The organism is Sphingobacterium puteale, assembly GCF_050986225.1.
Lineage (GTDB): Bacteria > Bacteroidota > Bacteroidia > Sphingobacteriales > Sphingobacteriaceae > Sphingobacterium > Sphingobacterium puteale.
Map to the genome: position 1 here is coordinate 6489337 of NZ_CP158959.1, position 20553 is coordinate 6509889.

The window sequence follows — 20553 nt, forward strand, 5'->3', positions numbered from 1 at the left end:
AGCATAGATTTCATTGTCAGATGACAAAGCATTCCGATTCAATTTACGAAGCCATGCTATCTGGAAACTCGTGCTATTCGGCGATCAATAACGTAGTTCCCCTTTAAAGATTACATGTTTCAGCCTGAAGTCATCCGTAAATACGATGACATTAGCCATGCTTCCCGCATTTAAATTCCCGATATCACTTCTCTGTAATAGCTTAGCCGGATAAGTCGTAGACATCCGGATTGCCTCATCCAGTGGAATTCCAACCTGTTCCACACAGTTTCTGATTCCTTCAAACATGGAAATTGCGGCCCCTGAAATGGTTCCGTCCGGCAAGGCGTAATAGCCATCATTCAATACATGCTGATAGATCCCCTTACTGCATGCCGCCACAGCATCCGTAATCATAAATAGACGCTCACCCATCTGCCGTTTGGCAATTTTCACGGCTTCAAAGCTGACATGATGCCCATCGACAATGATGCTCGCGCAAGCACTTTTATGATTAAAAATAGCGCCGACCAAACCTACTTCGCGATGATGCAGCGGTGACATGGCATTGAAGAGGTGTGTACTCGTTGGAATTCCCGAGTCGTAACCATGTGTTCCCTCCTCGAAAGTAGCATTACTATGCCCGGCACTGAGGAGCAGCTGGTAACCTTGCAAATACGCCAGCACCTCGTCCGAAATACATTCAGGGGCAATCGTCATCATCCTGACAACTTTATTTTCCTGCAGCAGATCTTCGATCCTTTCCTTCGTAGGCGCTATAATCAGTTCTTCGGGATGAGCGCCACGTTTTTTTGCATTCAGAAAAGGCCCTTCGAGATGCAATCCTAAAAATGCATCGTGGTGATAGTTCTCGGCTACGCGAATGGCTTCTTTGAATACCGGAATTGTATTTGTTGCCAAAGTCATCATATAGGAAGTGGTCCCCTTATCGATCAGTCCGTTGGAGATTCGTTCCAATGCCTCCACACTAAGTTCGGCAGAATAGAGATCCTCTCCATCACCATACAATTGCAGGTCGACCAATCCGGCACAAACATTGGCCCCTTTGACATCAAGCAGCTGATATCCCTCTGGAAGATCCTGCTCATCGACGATCCCTACAATTTTTCCTTCATCCAAAAGCAATGCTTTATGCGCTATAATTTCAGTTCCGGTATAAATCCTACCGCCGATCAATGCTGTTTTTTTCATCAAAAATTAGTATAAGTTAAGCTGTTTGACACACCAATTTTGGTTTGTCGTCCTCACTCAAAGCCTGATATCACTTTCCGATCCGGAACAGGTTTCTCTCTGTTTCAGTCCTATACATTCAGGCATTGCTGAACGTAAAAGCTTGCAGCGTACGCTTCCTTTGCTAAAGTTAGGATTTGTCTTTGCGCTATCCCAAAATTTTTACTTTTTTAATTTTAACTTTTTAATTTACTGTTGTAACTTAGTTCCATGTACTTTTTCAGAAAGCGCAATGCCGATCGCCCCACAAATGGCAGCATTAAAGCCATGCATATCATTAATGCAACGGCTGTTATTGTCTTTTTATTGGGGTTGATCTATAAAATATTTTTTTCATCCTAAACTAGCAACCATGTCAAAAAAAGAGATTTTCAATACAGACAAAGCTCCTGCGGCAATAGGCCCCTATAATCAAGCAATTAAAGCAGGTAATACCCTTTATGTTTCCGGACAGATTCCACTTGTTCCAGAGACGATGGAACTGGTATCTTCCGGCGTAAAAGATGAGGCACATCAGGTATTGAAAAATGTGGAAGCCATTCTAACACATGCTGGATATACCTTTCAGGACGTCGTCAAGGCCTCCATCTTTTTAAGTGACATGGGCAACTTTAGCCTCGTTAATGATGTTTATGCCGAATATTTCAAAGAAGCACAACCGGCGCGTGAGTGCGTGGCGGTGAAGACATTACCAAAGAATGTCAATGTCGAGATTTCGGTGATCGCCTGGAAAGATTAATCCGTGGAAAATAACAACGAAACTGTAAGCCGCGGAAAATATCTTTTCGCGGCTTTTTTGGCTCCCTTCATTTGGGGATTCATGTCCATTCCCGTTCGGTGGATACGGGAATATCCTGCCGAGGATATTCTCTATTTTAGGATCGTAACGGCTCTGGCCGCACTTTGGCTCTATCTCCTGCTTTTCCAACGGAAGACGCTGCGCTTGGATATTCTTAAATTCAGGGAGCTCTCAAAAAAGGGCAAAATTCGGCAGACCGGCCTTACCGTGCTCGCCTCGCTTTTGATCTTCGGCAACTGGTTCACCTATATTTATGCCGTCAACCACATCAGCATCCAGTCCGCAGCTCTGGCTTATCTGACTTGCCCTTTGATTACGGCGGCAGCAGCCTACTTCATCTTAAAAGAAGAACTGCGCCCGATTCAGAAGATGGCTCTCCTCATTGCATTTGGCAGTGTCTGCCTATTAGCCAAAGGATCGCTGCATGATGTTCTATGGGCAGCGACCATCGCCACCTGTTATGCCTTCTATCTTATCGTACAGCGCGTGTCTACGGGTTTTAACAAACTCAATCAGTTAGTTGTCCAATTGACAATCTGTGCACTATTTGTTATACCCAAACTGATCTATAATCATCATGAGATCCCCACAGATCCTGTCTTTTGGGGTACAATAATACTGATTGCAGTTATATTTACCATTATTCCACTATTTCTGAGTATGTACGCCTTGATTGGTATTTCCTCTACCACCACAGGTGTATTGCTATACATTAATCCAATCATTGCCTTCACCTTGGCAGCAACCTATTTTCAGGAGCCTGTTCCCTTCATCAAATATCTGGCGTATGGAATTATACTGATGGCCATCGTCCTTTTCAATAGTATCAATTTCCGCCAGACCAGGAAAATTTAAGTAAATTTTAACCAAGGATCAATTACACCCGGAATTAAATTATTATAAATAATCTTGCTTATCACCATTAATTGCAATGGTAATAAGCCAGATTATTCACTTTCCTTTCAAAGGAGGATACATTTCCAGCAAGGAACAAAAAATGACAAAACACATTCACCTCACAGACAACAACTTACCAAACAACTCTTCACATTTGTATCAACTTTGTTTACCAAAATTTTTGATTTTTCATCAACAGTAGTAAATTAGTGCACAATTTAAGGGGAATCACACCTCCTTTTGCTCCTATCACTTCTGTATTGAATAGCATACCATAATCACTGATTTTGCTTTCCATTCATATTCAATACGTTTTTCCTAACCGACATGCTAAATGGAATTAGCCCATTACTGCGGAAAATAACTTCTGTTATGAAAATATGTATATAAAAAACTGAATATAACACATATACTATATGAATAACAAATTATACACTACACTAAGGATGCTGAGTATTGTTCCGACAATGCTCTTTTCGGCATCTTTACTTCATGCGCAAAGCAGCCAAGTGAAAGGGACGGTTGTTGACGCTAAATCAAAAGCTCCACTTGTGGGTGCTACAATCAAAGTTTTAGGTACCTCAACAGCCAGTTCTACAGACAGCAAAGGGGCATTTCAGATCAATGTTGACGATAAAAATCGTGTCCTGAATATCAGCACGATTGGTTACGAAAATAAAACCGTTACACTCGGACCGGGTGAAACCACCGTTACAGTAAGTCTGGATGAGCAGACGCAACAGCTAGAAAGTGTTGTTGTCACCGCACTCGGTATCAGCCGCGCACAGAAATCATTGACCTACTCTACCCAACAGGTCAACGGGGATGAACTGAACAAGGTAAAAAGCACCAACTTGGCCAACAACCTAAACGGTAAGGTAGCGGGTGTCAATATCGCTTCCAGTTCTTCGGGCCCGGGAGGTTCGGCAAAAGTCGTTTTACGTGGTAACAAATCCGCCTCCGGTAACAACCAGGTACTTTATGTTGTCGACGGTGTTCCGATCAATAACCAAACCTTGGCAACACAACCGGGAAATATTTTTGGTGGAGAGCGCGATGGCGGGGATCCAATTGCTCTGATCAATCCTGAAGATGTAGAAAATATTTCCGTGCTAAAAGGTGCCTCCGCAGCAGCATTATACGGTAGCCAAGCCGCTAATGGTGTCATTTTGATTACCACCAAATCTGGAAAACAGGGGCGTACAGTTGTCAACTTCTCTTCAAGTGCACAAATTGAACAACCCGTATCATTACCCAAGTTCCAAAACCAATATGGACAGGGAACAGGTGGAAAAAACGATAATACCAGCGTCTCAAGCTGGGGAGGCAAAACTGATGGGACCAATTATGACAATACAGGCCAGTTTTTCCGTACAGGAAGTAATTTCACAAACTCGCTGACACTATCTGGCGGTAACGAAAAAAATCAAACTTATTTTTCTTATGCCAATACCCTAGCTAAGGGAATAGTACCCGAAAACGATCTGATGCGTCATAATTTCAATCTGAAAGAAAGCGCAAAGTTTTTTGATGATAAACTGACTGTGGAAGGAAGTGCCAATTATATTACACAAAAACTGGATAATGCACCCACATCCGGATTTTATTACAACCCTATAGTTGGTTTATATTTACTGCCGAGAAATCTAGATATCGCTAACTACAAACAATTTGAAACCTTCAATAGCAGCCGGAATCTTTACGACCAAAATTGGTATACGCTGGTTGATGATCAAACGACGCAACAAAATCCATGGTGGGTGGTCAATAGAAACCCAAACAGTTCAAAAAGGAATAGGCTTCTGTTAAATGGTAGCGCAAAATACCAAATTGCCCCCTGGATCAGTGTACAGGCGCGGGGAAGTGTTGACCGTACAAGTGAGGTCTGGGACAGAAAAGCATATGCCGGCACGCAGAGTATCCTGGCACGACCAAATGGCGGCTACAACTATACCAATACAACGATCACACAACAATATGGAGATTTGATCGCCAACATGAATTTCCATGTTAACGACAAATTTCAGATTACAGGACTTGTCGGAACGAGTATCACCGACTGGAAAACAGAAGGTGTCAATTATACGAGCGGAACTGCGGGGCTGGAGTATCCCAATCAGTTCATTATCCAGAACTCCAAAACACCAACACCAACAGGTCTCTCCAATAACCGCAGACAATTACAGTCGGTATTTGCAAGCACAAACTTGTCTTACGATCAATGGCTCTACCTTGACCTAACAGCCCGTAATGACTGGTCAAGTACCTTAGCATTCACCGACACAAAATCTTTCTTCTATCCATCTGTTGGTCTGGGCGTAGTACTGAATGATAAATTGAATATGCCTGAATTTATCAATATGGCGAAAGTACGTGGATCTTATGCTATAGTAGGTAATGATCTCCCGCCATACACTACACTGTTGACAAATTCATTGGGTCCCTATGCTGTATTGACTTTAAATGACATCTCTTTTCTTAAAAGTCTAAAACCTGAGAAAACGCATTCATTAGAAATTGGTACGGAATGGCGTATGTGGAACAACCGCTTGAATGTAGATGTGACTTACTACAAAACGAACACAAAAAATCAATTCTTTAAGATTGCAGCGAATCAAGCCTCTCTTTATAACCAATATGCAATCAATGCCGGAGACATTCAAAACCAAGGGGTCGAGGCATTGGTATCATTGGATGCGATTAAAAACGATAATTTCACCTGGAATACCAGCCTGAATTTTACGTATAATAAAAACAAGATTGTTAAACTCGATGATCGTGTAAGCGAGTTTGCCCTTACAGGGGACGGGCTTTTTGGTAACTATGCATCAAAATTTAAGGTTGGTGGATCTTTTGGAGATATTTATGGTTTAGATTTCGTGAAAGATGATCAAGGGCGGATCCTTGTTGACGCTGCAGGTAAACCGCAGACAACCTCACAATATGTTAAACTTGGAAATTCAAATCCAATTTGGCAAATGGGCTGGAACAATACCTTTAGCTATAAAAACTTCAATCTAAGTTTCCTTATTGATGGTAAATTTGATTATGAGGTCATGTCCGTAACACAGGCTTTACTTGATGGATATGGCGTATCAAAAGCGACCGGTGATGCTCGGGCAAATGGGCACGTTGCCATCAACGGCGTTACAACCGCAGGAGCTGCTGTAACTTCCGTAGATCCACAAGCCTGGTATGAATCTACCGGCGGTATGTCTCCTGTGAGCAGCCAGTATATCTACGATGGTACTGTCGTACGTTTACGTGAACTCACTGTAGGCTACGACTTCAATATCAAAGATAGCTTCTTCAAAAAACTTCGTGTCAATGCTGTAGGAAGGAACTTATTCTATATTACCAAAAAAGCGCCTTTCGATCCTGAAGTAACCATGTCCACAGGCAACTCATTAAGTGGTGTTGACATCTTTATGATGCCTGCAACACGCAACTACGGCCTTACATTAAATGCAACTTTTTAAGAATACAGACATGAAATATACATTCAACAATATAAGCAAGTTTATTGCTGCCGGTTTACTCATTGGAGGAACCTTAAGCAGCTGTACCAAAAATTTTGACGATTACAACAAAAATAATTTAGGCCTGACAGATGGTGATCTTGCTGCTGACGGAAAAGATTTGGAAATCTTCTTTAAGACGGCACAAATGGCCATTTACAATTTTTCAGGTGGTGGCGACCCCAATTCTTTCCAGGTACAACAAAACCTCAACGCCGACGTTTATTCAGGCTATTTTATGTCACCCAATCCCTTCGGAAACCGAAGCAACCTTAATTATGCGTTAACAAACGGCTGGAATGGTGAAACATTTAAAGTCCTCTATCTTAACGTGATCAAGGCTGTGGACAGATTACAAAAAAATGGATTGGACAAAACCTATCCTGCACTTGGTGCCGCCGCAAAAGTCATCAAAGTGGAAGCTGCCAGCCGGGTTACCGATGTGTACGGCCCCATTCCTTATACCAAAGTCGGAACATCTGATGAAATTATTCCTTATGATAAACAATCGGATATTTATGCCGCTTTCTTCGCCGAGCTAGATCAGGCTGTGGAAACTTTGAAAGCTTTCGACGCCCAAAGTCCAATGACAGATAAAATAGAAGCAATAGATTTAGTTTATCCAAATATGGATAACCAGACACGCTTTAAGAACTGGCTTAAACTTGCAAATTCACTTCGTTTGCGTCTTGCTATGCGTATTGTCAAAATAGACCCACAATTAGCAAAAACGCAGGGAGAAAAAGCATTAAATGCGACAAATGGAGGGCTACTGGAAAATAATACCGAAAACTTTAAAGTTACTGTACCTACCGATGGTACATTTAGCAACCCCCTTTGGTTTATTTCTAAAAATTGGGCGGATACCCGCATCAACGCTACGCTTTCAGCTTACATGGAGGGACTAAAAGATCCAAGAATCTCAAAGTATATGTCTCCTGTTGAAAAGGATCCTGCGCTGGCAAATGTTCAAGGTAAATATATAGGCATACGCATCGGAGGTGATGGCATTGACAAAACACGCTATCAAAAGCTTTCGGCGTTAAATACGGAAGGTAATACTCCTTCATTTACCGCAAGCACAGCGCCGATGTTGATGACGGCTGCCGAAGTTTACTTCTTACGTGCTGAAGCAGCCTTAAGAGGCTGGGCAAATGCAGGTGGTACAGCACAATCTCTTTATGAAAAAGGAATTGAAACTTCATTTGGGCAATGGGGAGTTACATCAGGCCTAAGCACGTATTTAAATGACAACACAAGCAAAGCAGCAGCCTATGTAGACCCGTACAATGCAAAAAACAATGCCGATTCGCCGAGTGCATTAACGATCAAATGGAACGATGCTGCGACCAATGAAGAAAAATTGGAGCGCATCATTACACAAAAATGGTTAGCTATCTTCCCGGAAGGACAGGAAGCATGGAGTGAATTCCGCCGTACAGGATATCCTCGCCTGTTCCCTGTCGTTGTAAACAATAGTGCAGACCTGATCGACACGAAAATACAGATTCGTCGACTACCATTCTCGCAAAATGAATACAATACAAATGCGGCCGAAGTACAGAAAGCAATTGCCCTATTAGGTGGCCCAGACAATGGTGGGACACGCCTGTGGTGGGATGTTGCCAAAGGAAATTTCTAAACGGAATTTTTTCCTATACTAAGGCGGTTTAACCTTTTGGTTAAGCCGCTTTTTTATGATTGCTCCATTGATCCACCTCCAAAGCCAATATGGCTTAGCATGTTCCAATATACATGGCATTCCAAAAAATCACGTTAATGAGAATTTTTATCTATCCCTGTAGCGCTCCTTCCAGATTGCCCGTTCATTCAAAAAACCAAATATGCGATTATGAAAAATCTGTCCGTCCTGGGTATTACCTCCCTGCTCGCCTGTACGATGCTATTTGTCGTATGCAAATCCGAATCTCATCTGGACAATCCCTATAAAGAAAAAACCGAAAAAGAACTGGAGGTACTCTCAAATGAAAAATACAGTAAGATTATTGCGCTGGCCAATCCAAAAGAATGTACCGATACCGAGGATTGGAAAATCATAGATATTCAGACTGTATGTGGCACCAGTCATATCCCCTACCACCGTTCTGTTGATAAGACAACTTTACAGAACATGATCAATGATTATAATAAGCTGATGGAAATATACCAGCCCATGATGGCGCCAAGAATCAATTGCATTCCCTATCGAAAACCACTTGATGTCATCTGTCAGGAAGGAAAGGCCATGATCAAGTACGAATAAACCAATTCAAAACAGAAAACTTTACAAACCTAAATTAACCAAATATGAAAAAAATAATATTTAGCCTTCCGATTATTGGATTGATACTGTTCCTTGCCTGCTCTAAAGACAGTTCTAAATCGTATGAATATTGGTCTGAGCAAGTCAATAAAAAAACACAGGAAATCAGCACGTTGCTCGAATCTGTCTCGTGTACAAATATCAATGAATTTGAAATTATAGAACACTCCAGCTATTATCTAGTCCATTCTTCCCTGAAAAACCAATTCGAAAAACTGCTACAAGAACTGGATCGTCTGGAGAGCCAACAACAGAAAGCGGCTCAACGCGAGGGTATTTACGCTGCTACATTAGACCCTCTTCCCCCCAACCCGCCCTTGGAAAAACTCTGTGATAACGGAAAAGCCGTAATGCGTTTTGCGCATAATCTTTCCATCGAGGAAATCAACGCCGAACTACCTAAAAGATATAAAGAGCTACAAGAATTCTATAAAGACGTAACCTGTACAAATCCAAACGATTGGACCAGCCATTTTTTACGTACAGGCTGTTGCATGGAAGGTATAGCTGTCCACAAAACCATCCGGTCAAAAGAGATGGTAGAAAAAATAGGTATATACAACCGCTTAATGGAAAACAAACTCCGGCTCGACAAAACAACGTGTCAGGGGGACTGCCCAAATATGGCGAAACCAGTACAATGCAAGGATGGAAAACCTATTGTAGAAGTATATAAATCGTAAAAATTAAATTTTTCGTATTTTAGCCATTCGAGAAGAATGGCTGAATTAAGTTTAATTACCCCAATAGAATACCTCAAAGGTGTAGGTCCCCAAAAGGCAGATGTGCTCAAAAAAGAGTTACAGGTATTTACCATTGGAGATTTGTTGACCCAATATCCCTTTCGTTACATCGACCGTACAGAATTCCACAAGATACGGAAGCTGCACCCCGATATGATGGCAGCACAGGTTTTGGGGCGGCTGGTTTCCCTACAGCTCGTGGGTGAGAAAAGGACCAAGCGTCTCGTCGGCTCATTCAAAGATGAAACGGGTTCCATGGAACTTGTCTGGTTCCAGTCCATTCCTTGGCTCCAAAAGTCTTTGAAAGTAGGTGCGGCCTATATTATCTATGGCAAGCCCAGTGAATTCAACGGCCAGCTGTCCATTACCCATCCCGAAATGGACCTCTACAATCCGCAGGTCAAGCAAGCGGGCAATATGAGCCTACAGCCGGTCTATTCATCTACGGAGAAACTCAAAAAATTCAATCTGGACACCAAGGGCATCCAACGTCTGCAACAGACCGCATTGGAAGCCGTGTTTCGGAGTATCGCTGAGACGATCCCCCAGGAAATAATCGCAAAACATCAACTGGTTTCTCACCAGCAGGCTTTGGCCTCCATTCATTTCCCGAGCAACCAAAAGGAATTGAATCAGGCGATCAAGCGGATCAAATTTGAAGAACTGTTTTTCATCCAGCTCAAACTGCTCAACAATAAGCAGCTGAACACACAGAAATTCAGGGGGCAACGCTTCAACAAAGTAGGCGAAAAGTTTAATACTTTTTTTAACGAACGTCTTCCGTTTCCATTGACCGAGGCGCAGAAACGCGTCATTAAAGAAATCCGTATCGATACCAATACCGGTGCGCAGATGAACCGTCTGGTACAGGGCGATGTAGGCTCTGGCAAAACGGTGGTTGCCCTGATGAGCATGCTGCTCGCCGTTGACAATGGTTTTCAGGCCTGTATGATGGCACCCACAGAAATTTTGGCCACACAGCACTACCAGGGGCTCAAACAGCTCGTCGGCGATGATCTCGTCAGCATCAAGCTGCTTACCGGTTCAACTGGCACCAAAGAACGCCGGTTGATCCATCAGGCCCTCGAAGAGGGTACACTTGATATCCTGATCGGCACCCATGCACTCATTGAGGATAAGGTACAATTTAAAAATCTCGGCTTCGTCGTGATCGATGAACAACATCGTTTTGGTGTGGAACAACGGGCGAAGCTCTGGCGCAAGAATATTATTCCGCCACATATGCTGGTGATGACAGCTACGCCCATTCCCCGGACCCTGGCGATGACCATGTATGGTGACCTCGATATTTCGGTGATCGACGAGCTTCCGGCCGGACGTAAGCCTATTAAAACCGTCCATTTCTTTGAGAGCTCCCGCCTGCGGATGTTTGGCTTTATGCGTGAAGAAATCGCCAAAGGCAGACAGGTCTATCTCGTCTATCCACTGATCAAAGAAAGTGAAAAACTCGATCTGATCTATTTGGAGGCCGGCCTGGAGAATCTGCAGCGCGAATTCCCCCTTCCGCAGTATAAGATCAGTATTGTACACGGCAAAATGCCTGTGAAAGATAAGGATTTTGAGATGCAACGTTTTGTGAAACACGAGACACAGATCATGGTGGCAACAACCGTGATTGAAGTTGGTGTCAATGTGCCTAATGCCTCCGTCATGGTCATTGAAAACTCCGAACGGTTTGGTCTCTCCCAGCTCCATCAATTGCGGGGCCGTGTGGGCCGTGGAGCCGAACAGTCTTTCTGTATACTCATGTCAGGCAATAAGCTCAGCAAAGAAGGGCGCCTCCGATTGGACACCATGGTGCGTACCAATGATGGTTTTGAGATTGCCGAAGTTGACTTACAGCTACGTGGCCCAGGCGACATTTCCGGTACACAACAGTCCGGCGTGCTCGACCTTAAGATGGCCAATCTGGCGACAGACCAGGCCTTATTGACCGAATGCAGAAACACCGTCATTGCCATATTCAAAGAAGACCCTATGCTGCAAAGCGAAAAAAACTACTTGCTCCGGAGCTTTTTGGCCCGGAAATCAGATGGCATTGCCTGGGACAAAATCTCCTGATCATCGTCCAGCCATTGACAAGCTTAAACCCCATCCATCACTTGTTTTATTCAGGAGTCCATTCAATGCTGTTCGAAAACGCTTCAACAAACTAGGATAAATCAGTTCGAAGATATGCCGTTACCAGTGAAACCTGTTTATAAAAATCAAGAAAAAGATCACCGCCGCCAGCTAATGGACTATCTATCATCAATTCGCTTGTATATAAAATCAAAATTATTTATTTTTGCATCATTATGAACATGATATAGAAAATATCCCCTTCTTTTACTAGGCAAAAGATGGCGACTGACCGCTTACTTATTTTGAGTTGCCCTGGTAAGCAAATCACAAGAGACTTATTGGTTAATGAAGAATTATGTCCTATTTAGGTGCCCATCTTGTTTGGTGTACAAACGCATAAATTCTTAAATTTACCTTTTCAAAACAATAATTAAAAGTGAACGTATAACAAGATATAGGCAATAGATCGCAGCGTGCGGCTTAGTGACCTACCTACTTCACTTAATATACTTAATAGTACAAAATGGCCAGAATTAAAATACACGATACAGCAATAAAACCCGAAACAGCCGTCTTGGTCAGTGTCATCACGCAGGGCGTGACTGAGGCAAAAGCAAAGGAATATCTGGAAGAACTTGAATTTCTTGTACAGACAGCCGGTGGCGAGACCAAAGGCATGTTTACACAGAAATTAGCTTTTCCGGATAGAGCGACATTTGTCGGCAGCGGAAAACTTGAAGAGATCAAAGCCTATGTCGAAGCTGAAGAGATCGACATTGTTGTCTTTGATGACGAGTTGTCCCCATCCCAATTGCGTAACATCGAGAAAGAACTCAAACGCAAGATATTGGACCGTTCCAATCTGATCCTGGATATCTTTGCCCGACATGCAAAAACTGCACAGGCAAAAACCCAGGTCGAACTGGCACAACTGCAATACCTATTACCACGATTGACCCGCCTGTGGACCCACTTGGAGCGTCAGCGCGGGGGTATCGGTATGCGTGGCCCCGGTGAATCGCAGATCGAAACCGATAGACGGATTATCCTAGACAAAATTTCATTGTTCAAGGAAAGACTACGCGCGATCGACAAGCAGAATGAGACCCAGCGCAAAAACCGTGGTGAGATGATCCGCGTCGCATTGGTGGGTTATACGAACGTCGGTAAATCAACGATCATGAACATGATCTCCAAATCCGATGTATTGATCGAGAATAAGCTCTTTGCAACATTGGATACAACGGTACGCAAGGTTGTTATCGATAATCTTCCGTTCTTGTTATCCGACACGGTAGGTTTTATCCGCAAATTACCGCATCACCTGGTGGAATGTTTCAAATCTACCTTGGATGAAGTCAGAGAGGCAGATGTGCTGATCCATGTGGTGGATATCTCACATCCCAACTTTGAAGACCATATCCAGGCGGTGAATGAAACATTGAAAGATCTGAAAGCTCTGGATAAGCCCGTTATTACGGTGTTCAACAAGATTGATCTGTACAAACCGGCTGTTGAAGAAGGTCATGATGGTGAAGAGGTGGAGGTTACCTTGGACGATTTCCGCAATTCATGGATGGCGAAAAATTCCGATCCGGCAATCTTCCTATCTGCAACAAACAAGACTAATATCGAAGAATTCAAGCAAACCCTTTACGATATCATCGTGAAGATGCACAATGAACGTTACCCTTACAACAATCTGTTGTATTAATTTGACTAACATGATGGCGGATCGTTTCTGACGATCCGTCTTCTTAAAAAGATAAGCAATGAATAAAGTGGTGCAGTTCCAAGACTGGGGACTTGTAGATTATCAGGAAGCCTGGGACAGACAAGAGTCCATCTTCAAGGGCGTATTGGATATCAAACACGACAATCGGGTCAACGCGACGACGACAGACACACCAAACTACCTGATCTTCACAGCCCACCCCCATGTCTACACCTTAGGAAAAAGCGGGCACGAAGAATACCTGCTCCTGGATGAGAAAGGCCTGGAAGAAAAAGAAGCGAAGTTCTATAAGATCAACCGCGGTGGTGATATCACCTACCATGGACCGGGTCAAATTGTAGGCTATCCGATTCTGGATCTCGACAATTTCTTTACCGATATTCACCTTTATTTAAGGACATTGGAAGAAGCCATTATCCTGACCTGTGCCGATTATGGTGTTTCAGCGGGACGATATCCTGGGTTTACGGGCGTCTGGATCGAACCGGACAAGCCCACGGCCCGCAAGATCTGCGCGATGGGCGTGCGCGCCTCACGCTGGGTCACCATGCATGGTTTTGCCTTTAACGTCAATACAGATCTGGACTATTTCAACAATATTATCCCCTGTGGTATCGACGATAAAGACGTGACCTCATTGAAACGGGAACTTGGTCAGGAAGTCGATATGGATGACGTGAAGGAAAAACTTCGCGGACACATCGCCAGACTTTTTGAAATGTCAATTATATAGATCAGAAACAACAATAAACGCGCAAGGACCTGCTAAATACAGGTCCTTGCGCGTTTATGTTATCCTTAAACATAGGAAATCCTTTAGTAGTTCATTTATTTCTTTAGTCCCCTATGCTGCGATTAACAATAGTACATACAATCGTAGCTATACAGTTTACCATCTTTGAAGGTGATGATCAGCTGCCCTGCATCGCCATTCTGAAGACGGTAGACATGGGGTGCCTCGATCATATTTGCGGAGACCATATCGCCAAAATGATTGATAAAATCCCTTTCAGTGTAATTGGCATCCATGCGTTCATTGCCTATCACCAAGATTTCACCATCCGTAAAATATAGCTTATAAACCGTTCCAACAACTTTCTTTTTGTAATTCTCTTCAAATGCCACGATCATATTGGGGGTTTTATAAAAGTAGCGCGGTTCCCAGCCACATTCGGGCATATCCGGTATCTCTGCAACACGTTGCATCTTTAGTTGATTCATCTGCGCATCCTTGATCTCTCCGTCCATGAGCGATACCCCTTTCCAGATAAAATGCAGGTTCAGCGCCCTCATCTTTTTTTCATACGTGTCAAAATCCGGCTTTTTATCCAGCTTGCTGGCCAGCAGCAATTCAAAATCAATATCGACTTTCGGATTATTCACCCCATAGGCTGCATAAGATTCCTTCCAAAAGGAAAAGGCCTGTTTTAAGTTTTTCTCTTCCCGCCAGGCCAGTTCCCGCAATCTTCCCACCTGAACCAGTTCTTTTTCTTGATCCTTACCTTTTACCGTCAAATAATCTTTCAGTACTTTATCGTAAGTGAGGGCGGAACCTAAAAATTTCAATTGCACATATTCAGGGTTCTCATGAAAATGATCACCGATATACACCCAGCCGTCGGTATATAAAGGCACATAATCAATGCACAGCAACTCATTAAGCGGTGCGCGGCGCACAGCGGTGCTTGTCGTTGACGGTGCTTTACGGACACGTAATTCGGACACCTGCACATAATAGTGCGGGCACTGATACCCTTCGACGCCCCGATAGAAATATTTGACGGGCTCGTCAGCAGATTTTTTTCCGTCCATGAATTTCTTCAGTGGTTGTCGATCGATAAATCCAATATCACCGTTGCTGACCTGCACCTTATACTGCATGTTGGTCGAGTCGATCAGATAAATCGATGCTTCAGTGCTAAATACCCCCAAAGGATCATTGCTCTTTCCAGCCTCCTGATAGAGATAGCCCCACTTGGAGGTGTACACAGGCCGTTCACCCGCAGGCTGCGCCATGCTTCGGTTCACAAAACAACTGTATAGGATACAGCACAGGAGTACTACTTTTCTAAACATATAGCTTTATTTCTTTAAATAGCAATACAGATATCCATCAAAGTCGGCTAAACCTATTGAAAACCATCGCTGCGAGCAGCGTAGCTCAACCTTTTAGACGAATAATAGCATCTTCCGATACTTGGCAAAAATAGGCAAAAAGAAGGCCAATGAAATCGCTATAATCAGCTATTTCGCGAACGAAGGGTTGATCTTATTTTGGGTTTTATTTCCGACTCAGTAATGTCACCTGTCCCTCCAAAGCGGAAATAGTCTTTTCCTGCGCTTTGATCGTCTGCTCCAGTGCGGCGACCAATTGTTTGGAAACGGACGAACCTTCGGAACTTGTCGCCGCCATTTCCGGTTCGGGGCTAACGGCTCCCGCAGTACGCATCATTTTACCTTCGCCCAGCAATAGCCAGGCAGGGCTTATATCCGGATGGCGGGTCAATATCGCAATCATCGCATCCGAACTGAGTGCTGTATTTTTCTGACCGCCCTTAAAATTGGCATAGGAAAGCTCCACATCTTTAAAAAATTCAGTTTTACTGATGCCCTTTTTTTCAGCGATCAGCAATACACGTTCTTTTACGTTCACAATTATTCTATTTTTAAGACGCTATTATTTTAAACCAAACCGCAAACCAAACTTCCAATTTGTGAAGGAGTTTATCTCCGCAAAAGACGAGATTCACAGATGTTTATTGATTCCAAGCGATTGAACTACTTATTCTCATGGAAATAATAATCAATCAGCCTTTCATCTTCAAAAAAAATAAAAGTCCGGTTAGCATCTATTTATTCCGCAGCGATTCAATCTCACGCTCTAGCGACAATAATAATCGTTCCAATGATATAATTGTCTTTTCCTGAGATTTAATAGTGATATTTTGTGACGAAATCAATTGCCTTAACGTATTAATCTCCCCATTCGTGATTCTTTCCAATTCAGGTGTTAGATACGTTTCTTCATCCTCCTGAGCTAAAACAGGCTTAAGCATCTCACCTTCCCCCTTTAACAACCACTCAGAGGAATATTCAGGATATTTTTCGACGATACTAATAAGCCATTTAGCCTGAACATCAGTATTATTCGCCAATGCACGTGTAAACACACCTCTACTGGCTCCAATAGCCGATTCAAATGCTGTTACACTTAATCCCTCTCTATCAGCAATAACCTTAATTCTCGTTAAAAAAGAACTCATAATCAATAATTATCAATATAAAATTTGTTTTATCGAAAATTAGTGCTTAAATTAGCTTTACCATTGATAATTATAAACACAATATTTAACCAAAAAACATTCCTAGCATGAAAAATACGCAAAAGAAACTAAAAGCGAAACATTTTCGCTATTTAAGCAAGGAGTATATTGCAGATCCGCTGATATATCTCAAGGAATTCTTTGAACAAGAAACATACGTTCACTATTTTGTCAAGGATATAAACCTACTCATCAATGCTGCTTCAAATGTAAAAATGAACAGTCCGCATTCTCATTCAGGCCACAACACAAAAAAATTAATTGAACTGGTAGAATTAGCCTATGTTATTTTTAAAAAATGTCATTTGAAAAAGCTAAAAAATCCATTGGACTTTTTTAAATGTGATTCTGATTACTGGAATTATGTATCAGGTGAATGTCTTAGTGTAAATGATATTGAATCGCCAGAAGATGAGATCAGCCGATTTTTCTCACACCAATCATTAGGGCAATGGTACGAAACCTTAGATGAAATTTGGATAAATATTGGCGATAGAAATGGTGAATTTCTGGGAAGTGTAAGTAAGGAAATCCTTGCGACCAGAGAATTATTACAAAGATTAGCTATATCACTGCATAAAATATATGAGAACAAATCGCTTCCGGACAATAGTACAAACAATCAAGAAGAGATTGAAAATGAGAAAAACCAAGACCATACGTCTTTGGAACAGAACGACAGCATAGAGGCAAATGAGGAACCCTCCGATGATATGTTGGAAAACGAAATATTGAGCCCAAAGGAACGGATCATCTTGCCTGAATGGCTCGCTCCCCACCCCTACTCCATTTCAGCACTCAAAAACTTCTTTGATAGAGATGACCTAAATGGTTGGAAAGAAGATATTCGATATTGGTACCAGACAGTCATCACCGAAAATGAATTCTGGTCTGCAAACAATAAAAACCATAAATTCTCCGGAGCAAATCTCCTCTATACCTATTCCTGCATTTACTCTTTATTGGAAATGCTGTTCAATAAGCTTGAAGAGTCTCCCATTAGCTTAATGGATATAGAACCCTCCATCTCCGTATTGCCAGAATGTCAATCAATTTTGGTTAGGCATGAAAACAAGGAGATCATACTCTATTATATATCAGACGAAGAATTGGTGCACCCATTATCATCGTTATTAGCGACTGTTAACACCTATAGTCAACAACAATGGGATGAGATCTTATATGATTGGATCAATTATGGACTCGATAAAAATCGATATACCGGAGACTATGCAGATTACAGTACACGAATCTATCAAACCATTATCAAAATAATAGAGCTCGCTTATTTAGTGGCCTTCTCAGACGAAATAGATCTTCTAAATCAAAAAAAACAATAGAAACAGGAATATAGGGACATCTTATCCACCCAATTATTTTGTCGAGCATCGTAACTAACTTATTTGATTTTCAAAAATAACCACAACACCAAACCAATCGATTATGAACACAGAACTCACTCCAATCATCGAAGCAATCCTTCGTGCTATTGCTGTCGATGAAATCTACCAATGGACTTATACCAACGATGGCAAGAAATACCAAATACTTCAGATTAATCGCTTGTCAAATACAGCAATTCGATGTATAGATCCTCTTAGCGCGATTAACAAGATCATCAAGAATCACCCAGACCTATACGTCAAAATACATTTCACCCATGAGATACAAAAGAAACTCGACCAAGGATTGGGCCGTACCTATCTTATTTATCAATCAGAAAATCGCATTTACCAAAATCCTGCTCAAGAAATACCACTTGTATTACCCCAATATACTCCAGCTGAGATTATCGAAAAAACCAGATTATATATCGACCAAGAGAAAAGTAAAATCAGATCGTTTATAGATGGACACTTTTTCTACCTGGATAGTAACAACAATGCACATGCAGCCTTTATGCTCCATCAAGCTATTGAACTATCGCTAAGAACCGCAGAAAAGCTTCTCTTAAACGATGAAAGAAAATCACATTCACTTAGAGGTACCATAGCCCATCTCAAAACTTTTGATTCTAAATTGGCCAAATTGATAGACAGCGAAGAGGAAAAAAAAGCACTTGAAAAGATTGATGATGCCTATGTTGGTTATCGTTACAATCAAGATTATACGATCGACAAAAGTCTATTAGAAACAGCTTATCAAATCGCTATAAATGCCTTAAACTGGATCTACGACTATTCCAATCTTTTATTCGAAGAAATCAGAGAAAAACTTAGCAAGAAAGCAATTCAGCACAAGGAGACTGAAAAATCCAAAAATAACATTGTTATTTACAACACAAATAAATGTAACAGTAACTACCGCGATCTAATATTAAATACGCTGGAGTTATATTGCACCCCTTCCTTAGTTGCCTGCTTCGGTTATTATTCGGATCAACATAAGTACAATAGCCTGCTCCAAAATAATAAAGAAGATCAGATAACGCATGCTTACTACCTCTTTATTGCGTATGATAGCCTAAATACTGACCTTGCCAACCTGCAACAACAGACAATGGATCTCTTGCCGAAAAATGTGTCGCTGACCTTCATCACCGAAGAAACAGCGCACTTTATCAAAAAACTTTCCAAAGGTCATCCCTTCTTTCTATCCATAATGAAAGTCGGTGATATCTGGTTTCAAAATGCAGTAATTGAAAATATCAAACCTGACAGCATCGCTGTTCCTCAACTTGACTTGGAGTATGCACGCAAGCAATGGGACAGTCGCTACAAGAACGCCCGTTGCTTATATCTATCTTATGAAGAAGGCTGGCCTAGTGGTGTCGAAGCAGTATATTTCACCCTCTCACAGGCTTTAGAACAAATCTGCCTCGGTGTTATCAGTACAATCCTTCAATACAAACCTCAATCTGTAGGTCTTCCTTTTTTAATGAACCTCTGCCGGTTAATTGTTCCCGAAGCGCACGCGACCTTCTGTCTGAACAACAGCGACCACGTTAAACTCTTTAAAGAAATTATCAAAGCCCAACAGGAATTTAGGTATAATGCCAACTATAAAGGAGATCCATTCGCTATTATTAGATTACAGCAACTTACAAAGCTGTTTATCGAAAGATGTAACGAAGAGATGGAAGATTACTTTGGGAAAATAGCAAGTGCTATTCAGGTCGAGAAAATAGAGTAAATACCTGTGTACGTCAGGCTACATTTAATCAATATCGGAATCCAAATCCTACCACTCCATTCACTAAAAGTAATGCTTTTGGTGAATAGCATAATTCTTACTGCGTTTAGTCAAGCTCTGGAAGCTTGCTCGTGACTAATCCCAACCTTATATTATCGGCTCTCTACTGGTATGAAATATAGAAACAACATAAATTATTTTCATACCTTCATCAAACCAATATATAATCACAAAAGGAAACTTCTTCAAAGGTGAGAACCTCAAATTTCCTTGGCCTTGAATTTGATATAGTTCAGGATTTTTTAAAATAAATTTGAACTGCAAATCCAGTTCTTTGAGAAACTGTCTTGCCAATCCTCGTTTTTGAGAATCATACCACTCACATGAATGATGTAGTTCATCTTCAGCCCGCTTTAAAAGTTTAAGCGTATAGGCCATCTAGATTTTTTTTGATGTCTTTCCAATCTCTCGCAGAAGATTTTCCATCTAAAAATTCCTTTTGAGATTTTTCAAAAGATGCTATTTGTTCAGCAGAAAAAGTATTTGTCCCAGACTCCTCATTAATTTGATATTTAATACCAAAACGATCAAGAATCTCCCTTAGCACCTTGACATCCTTCTTATTCGATATTTCAGCAGTAATAGTAGTCATTCGTATAAAAATTAAACACTTAACTCAAATATACGACTAAATTTCCAAAATCTATTTGCGATCATAATACGACTTTTATATATACAAACCTCAACCTATAGGGATCCCCTTTTTAA

At 41.7% G+C, this 20553-nt stretch carries 18 protein-coding genes; 12 read left to right on the plus strand and 6 right to left on the minus strand.

All coding sequences use genetic code 11. From position 1 onward, the window contains the following. Window positions 1-84 precede the first annotated feature (84 nt). Window positions 85-1191 (minus strand): N-acetylglucosamine-6-phosphate deacetylase, encoded by a 1107-nt coding sequence (gene nagA, locus ABTV71_RS26845; RefSeq protein ID WP_433901671.1) that lies wholly within the window; start codon window positions 1189-1191, stop codon window positions 85-87. Window positions 1192-1440: 249 nt separating this feature from the next. Between nagA and ABTV71_RS26850 the strand changes: the two genes are divergently transcribed. From ABTV71_RS26850 to lipB, 10 genes are all read left to right on the plus strand, one after another. Continuing rightward, on the plus strand, window positions 1441-1572 hold the full coding sequence (locus ABTV71_RS26850) for a DUF6728 family protein (protein ID WP_317125717.1): 132 nt from the start codon (window positions 1441-1443) through the stop codon (window positions 1570-1572). A 10-nt stretch (window positions 1573-1582) separates the two neighbouring features. After that, window positions 1583-1969 (plus strand): RidA family protein, encoded by a 387-nt coding sequence (locus ABTV71_RS26855; protein WP_121120864.1) that lies wholly within the window; start codon window positions 1583-1585, stop codon window positions 1967-1969. Between the two features lie 3 nt (window positions 1970-1972). Further along, on the plus strand, window positions 1973-2884 hold the full coding sequence (locus ABTV71_RS26860) for an EamA family transporter (protein WP_433901672.1): 912 nt from the start codon (window positions 1973-1975) through the stop codon (window positions 2882-2884). 458 nt (window positions 2885-3342) lie between these two features. Continuing rightward, window positions 3343-6405 (plus strand): SusC/RagA family TonB-linked outer membrane protein, encoded by a 3063-nt coding sequence (locus ABTV71_RS26865; RefSeq protein WP_433901673.1) that lies wholly within the window; start codon window positions 3343-3345, stop codon window positions 6403-6405. A 10-nt stretch (window positions 6406-6415) separates the two neighbouring features. Further along, on the plus strand, window positions 6416-8086 hold the full coding sequence (locus ABTV71_RS26870) for a SusD/RagB family nutrient-binding outer membrane lipoprotein (protein ID WP_121121267.1): 1671 nt from the start codon (window positions 6416-6418) through the stop codon (window positions 8084-8086). A gap of 210 nt (window positions 8087-8296) precedes the next feature. Then, window positions 8297-8707, plus strand: a complete 411-nt coding sequence (locus tag ABTV71_RS26875; protein WP_121120868.1) for a hypothetical protein — start codon at window positions 8297-8299, stop codon at window positions 8705-8707. Window positions 8708-8751: 44 nt separating this feature from the next. After that, window positions 8752-9450 carry a hypothetical protein gene (locus ABTV71_RS26880; protein WP_121120869.1) on the plus strand — a complete coding sequence of 233 codons (699 nt, stop codon included), beginning with the start codon at window positions 8752-8754 and terminating at the stop codon, window positions 9448-9450. A 36-nt stretch (window positions 9451-9486) separates the two neighbouring features. After that, the gene (recG, locus tag ABTV71_RS26885; protein ID WP_433901674.1) at window positions 9487-11592 is read left to right on the plus strand and encodes an ATP-dependent DNA helicase RecG; all 2106 of its coding nucleotides are present in this window, start codon (window positions 9487-9489) and stop codon (window positions 11590-11592) included. A 526-nt stretch (window positions 11593-12118) separates the two neighbouring features. Next, window positions 12119-13309 (plus strand): GTPase HflX, encoded by a 1191-nt coding sequence (hflX, locus tag ABTV71_RS26890; RefSeq protein ID WP_433901675.1) that lies wholly within the window; start codon window positions 12119-12121, stop codon window positions 13307-13309. Between the two features lie 58 nt (window positions 13310-13367). Further along, window positions 13368-14063 carry a lipoyl(octanoyl) transferase LipB gene (gene lipB / locus ABTV71_RS26895; RefSeq protein ID WP_433901676.1) on the plus strand — a complete coding sequence of 232 codons (696 nt, stop codon included), beginning with the start codon at window positions 13368-13370 and terminating at the stop codon, window positions 14061-14063. Window positions 14064-14185: 122 nt separating this feature from the next. Here lipB and ABTV71_RS26900 read toward each other — a convergent pair whose 3' ends face one another. The 3 genes from ABTV71_RS26900 to ABTV71_RS26910 all read right to left on the minus strand — a co-directional run bounded on the left by ABTV71_RS26900 (window position 14186) and on the right by ABTV71_RS26910 (window position 16593). Further along, a complete protein-coding gene (locus ABTV71_RS26900; protein ID WP_433901677.1) occupies window positions 14186-15406 on the minus strand; it encodes a hypothetical protein in 1221 nt (406 codons plus the stop codon). A 205-nt stretch (window positions 15407-15611) separates the two neighbouring features. Further along, window positions 15612-15983, minus strand: coding sequence for a hypothetical protein (locus ABTV71_RS26905; RefSeq protein ID WP_433901678.1), 372 nt, complete (start codon window positions 15981-15983; stop codon window positions 15612-15614). Between the two features lie 196 nt (window positions 15984-16179). Further along, the gene (locus ABTV71_RS26910; RefSeq protein ID WP_433901679.1) at window positions 16180-16593 is read right to left on the minus strand and encodes a hypothetical protein; all 414 of its coding nucleotides are present in this window, start codon (window positions 16591-16593) and stop codon (window positions 16180-16182) included. Window positions 16594-16700: 107 nt separating this feature from the next. Here ABTV71_RS26910 and ABTV71_RS26915 point away from each other — a divergent pair, with 107 nt between their 5' ends. Beyond that, a complete protein-coding gene (locus ABTV71_RS26915) occupies window positions 16701-17993 on the plus strand; it encodes a hypothetical protein (RefSeq protein WP_433901680.1) in 1293 nt (430 codons plus the stop codon). Between the two features lie 103 nt (window positions 17994-18096). After that, the gene (locus tag ABTV71_RS26920) at window positions 18097-19785 is read left to right on the plus strand and encodes a HEPN domain-containing protein (protein WP_433901681.1); all 1689 of its coding nucleotides are present in this window, start codon (window positions 18097-18099) and stop codon (window positions 19783-19785) included. Between the two features lie 147 nt (window positions 19786-19932). Here the strand turns inward: ABTV71_RS26920 and ABTV71_RS26925 are convergent, their stop codons facing one another. Both ABTV71_RS26925 and ABTV71_RS26930 read right to left on the minus strand, forming a co-directional pair. Next, window positions 19933-20223, minus strand: a complete 291-nt coding sequence (locus ABTV71_RS26925) for a type II toxin-antitoxin system RelE/ParE family toxin (protein ID WP_433901682.1) — start codon at window positions 20221-20223, stop codon at window positions 19933-19935. After that, a complete protein-coding gene (locus tag ABTV71_RS26930; RefSeq protein ID WP_120260359.1) occupies window positions 20207-20437 on the minus strand; it encodes a hypothetical protein in 231 nt (76 codons plus the stop codon). Before ABTV71_RS26930 ends, ABTV71_RS26925 begins: the two co-directional genes overlap by 17 nt. Between the last annotated feature and the right edge of the window lie 116 nt (window positions 20438-20553).

What these genes read in the sequence shown, in the direction of transcription:
- nagA (WP_433901671.1), bottom strand. Translation starts at nt 1,191, where the DNA reads ATGAAAAAAACAGCATTGATCGGCGGTAGGATTTATACCGGAACTGAA.
- ABTV71_RS26850 (WP_317125717.1), top strand. Translation starts at nt 1,441, where the DNA reads ATGTACTTTTTCAGAAAGCGCAATGCCGATCGCCCCACAAATGGCAGC.
- ABTV71_RS26855 (WP_121120864.1), top strand. Translation starts at nt 1,583, where the DNA reads ATGTCAAAAAAAGAGATTTTCAATACAGACAAAGCTCCTGCGGCAATA.
- ABTV71_RS26865 (WP_433901673.1), top strand. Translation starts at nt 3,343, where the DNA reads ATGAATAACAAATTATACACTACACTAAGGATGCTGAGTATTGTTCCG.
- ABTV71_RS26870 (WP_121121267.1), top strand. Translation starts at nt 6,416, where the DNA reads ATGAAATATACATTCAACAATATAAGCAAGTTTATTGCTGCCGGTTTA.
- ABTV71_RS26875 (WP_121120868.1), top strand. Translation starts at nt 8,297, where the DNA reads ATGAAAAATCTGTCCGTCCTGGGTATTACCTCCCTGCTCGCCTGTACG.
- ABTV71_RS26880 (WP_121120869.1), top strand. Translation starts at nt 8,752, where the DNA reads ATGAAAAAAATAATATTTAGCCTTCCGATTATTGGATTGATACTGTTC.
- recG (WP_433901674.1), top strand. Translation starts at nt 9,487, where the DNA reads ATGGCTGAATTAAGTTTAATTACCCCAATAGAATACCTCAAAGGTGTA.
- hflX (WP_433901675.1), top strand. Translation starts at nt 12,119, where the DNA reads ATGGCCAGAATTAAAATACACGATACAGCAATAAAACCCGAAACAGCC.
- lipB (WP_433901676.1), top strand. Translation starts at nt 13,368, where the DNA reads ATGAATAAAGTGGTGCAGTTCCAAGACTGGGGACTTGTAGATTATCAG.
- ABTV71_RS26900 (WP_433901677.1), bottom strand. Translation starts at nt 15,406, where the DNA reads ATGTTTAGAAAAGTAGTACTCCTGTGCTGTATCCTATACAGTTGTTTT.
- ABTV71_RS26910 (WP_433901679.1), bottom strand. Translation starts at nt 16,593, where the DNA reads ATGAGTTCTTTTTTAACGAGAATTAAGGTTATTGCTGATAGAGAGGGA.
- ABTV71_RS26915 (WP_433901680.1), top strand. Translation starts at nt 16,701, where the DNA reads ATGAAAAATACGCAAAAGAAACTAAAAGCGAAACATTTTCGCTATTTA.
- ABTV71_RS26920 (WP_433901681.1), top strand. Translation starts at nt 18,097, where the DNA reads ATGAACACAGAACTCACTCCAATCATCGAAGCAATCCTTCGTGCTATT.
- ABTV71_RS26925 (WP_433901682.1), bottom strand. Translation starts at nt 20,223, where the DNA reads ATGGCCTATACGCTTAAACTTTTAAAGCGGGCTGAAGATGAACTACAT.
- ABTV71_RS26930 (WP_120260359.1), bottom strand. Translation starts at nt 20,437, where the DNA reads ATGACTACTATTACTGCTGAAATATCGAATAAGAAGGATGTCAAGGTG.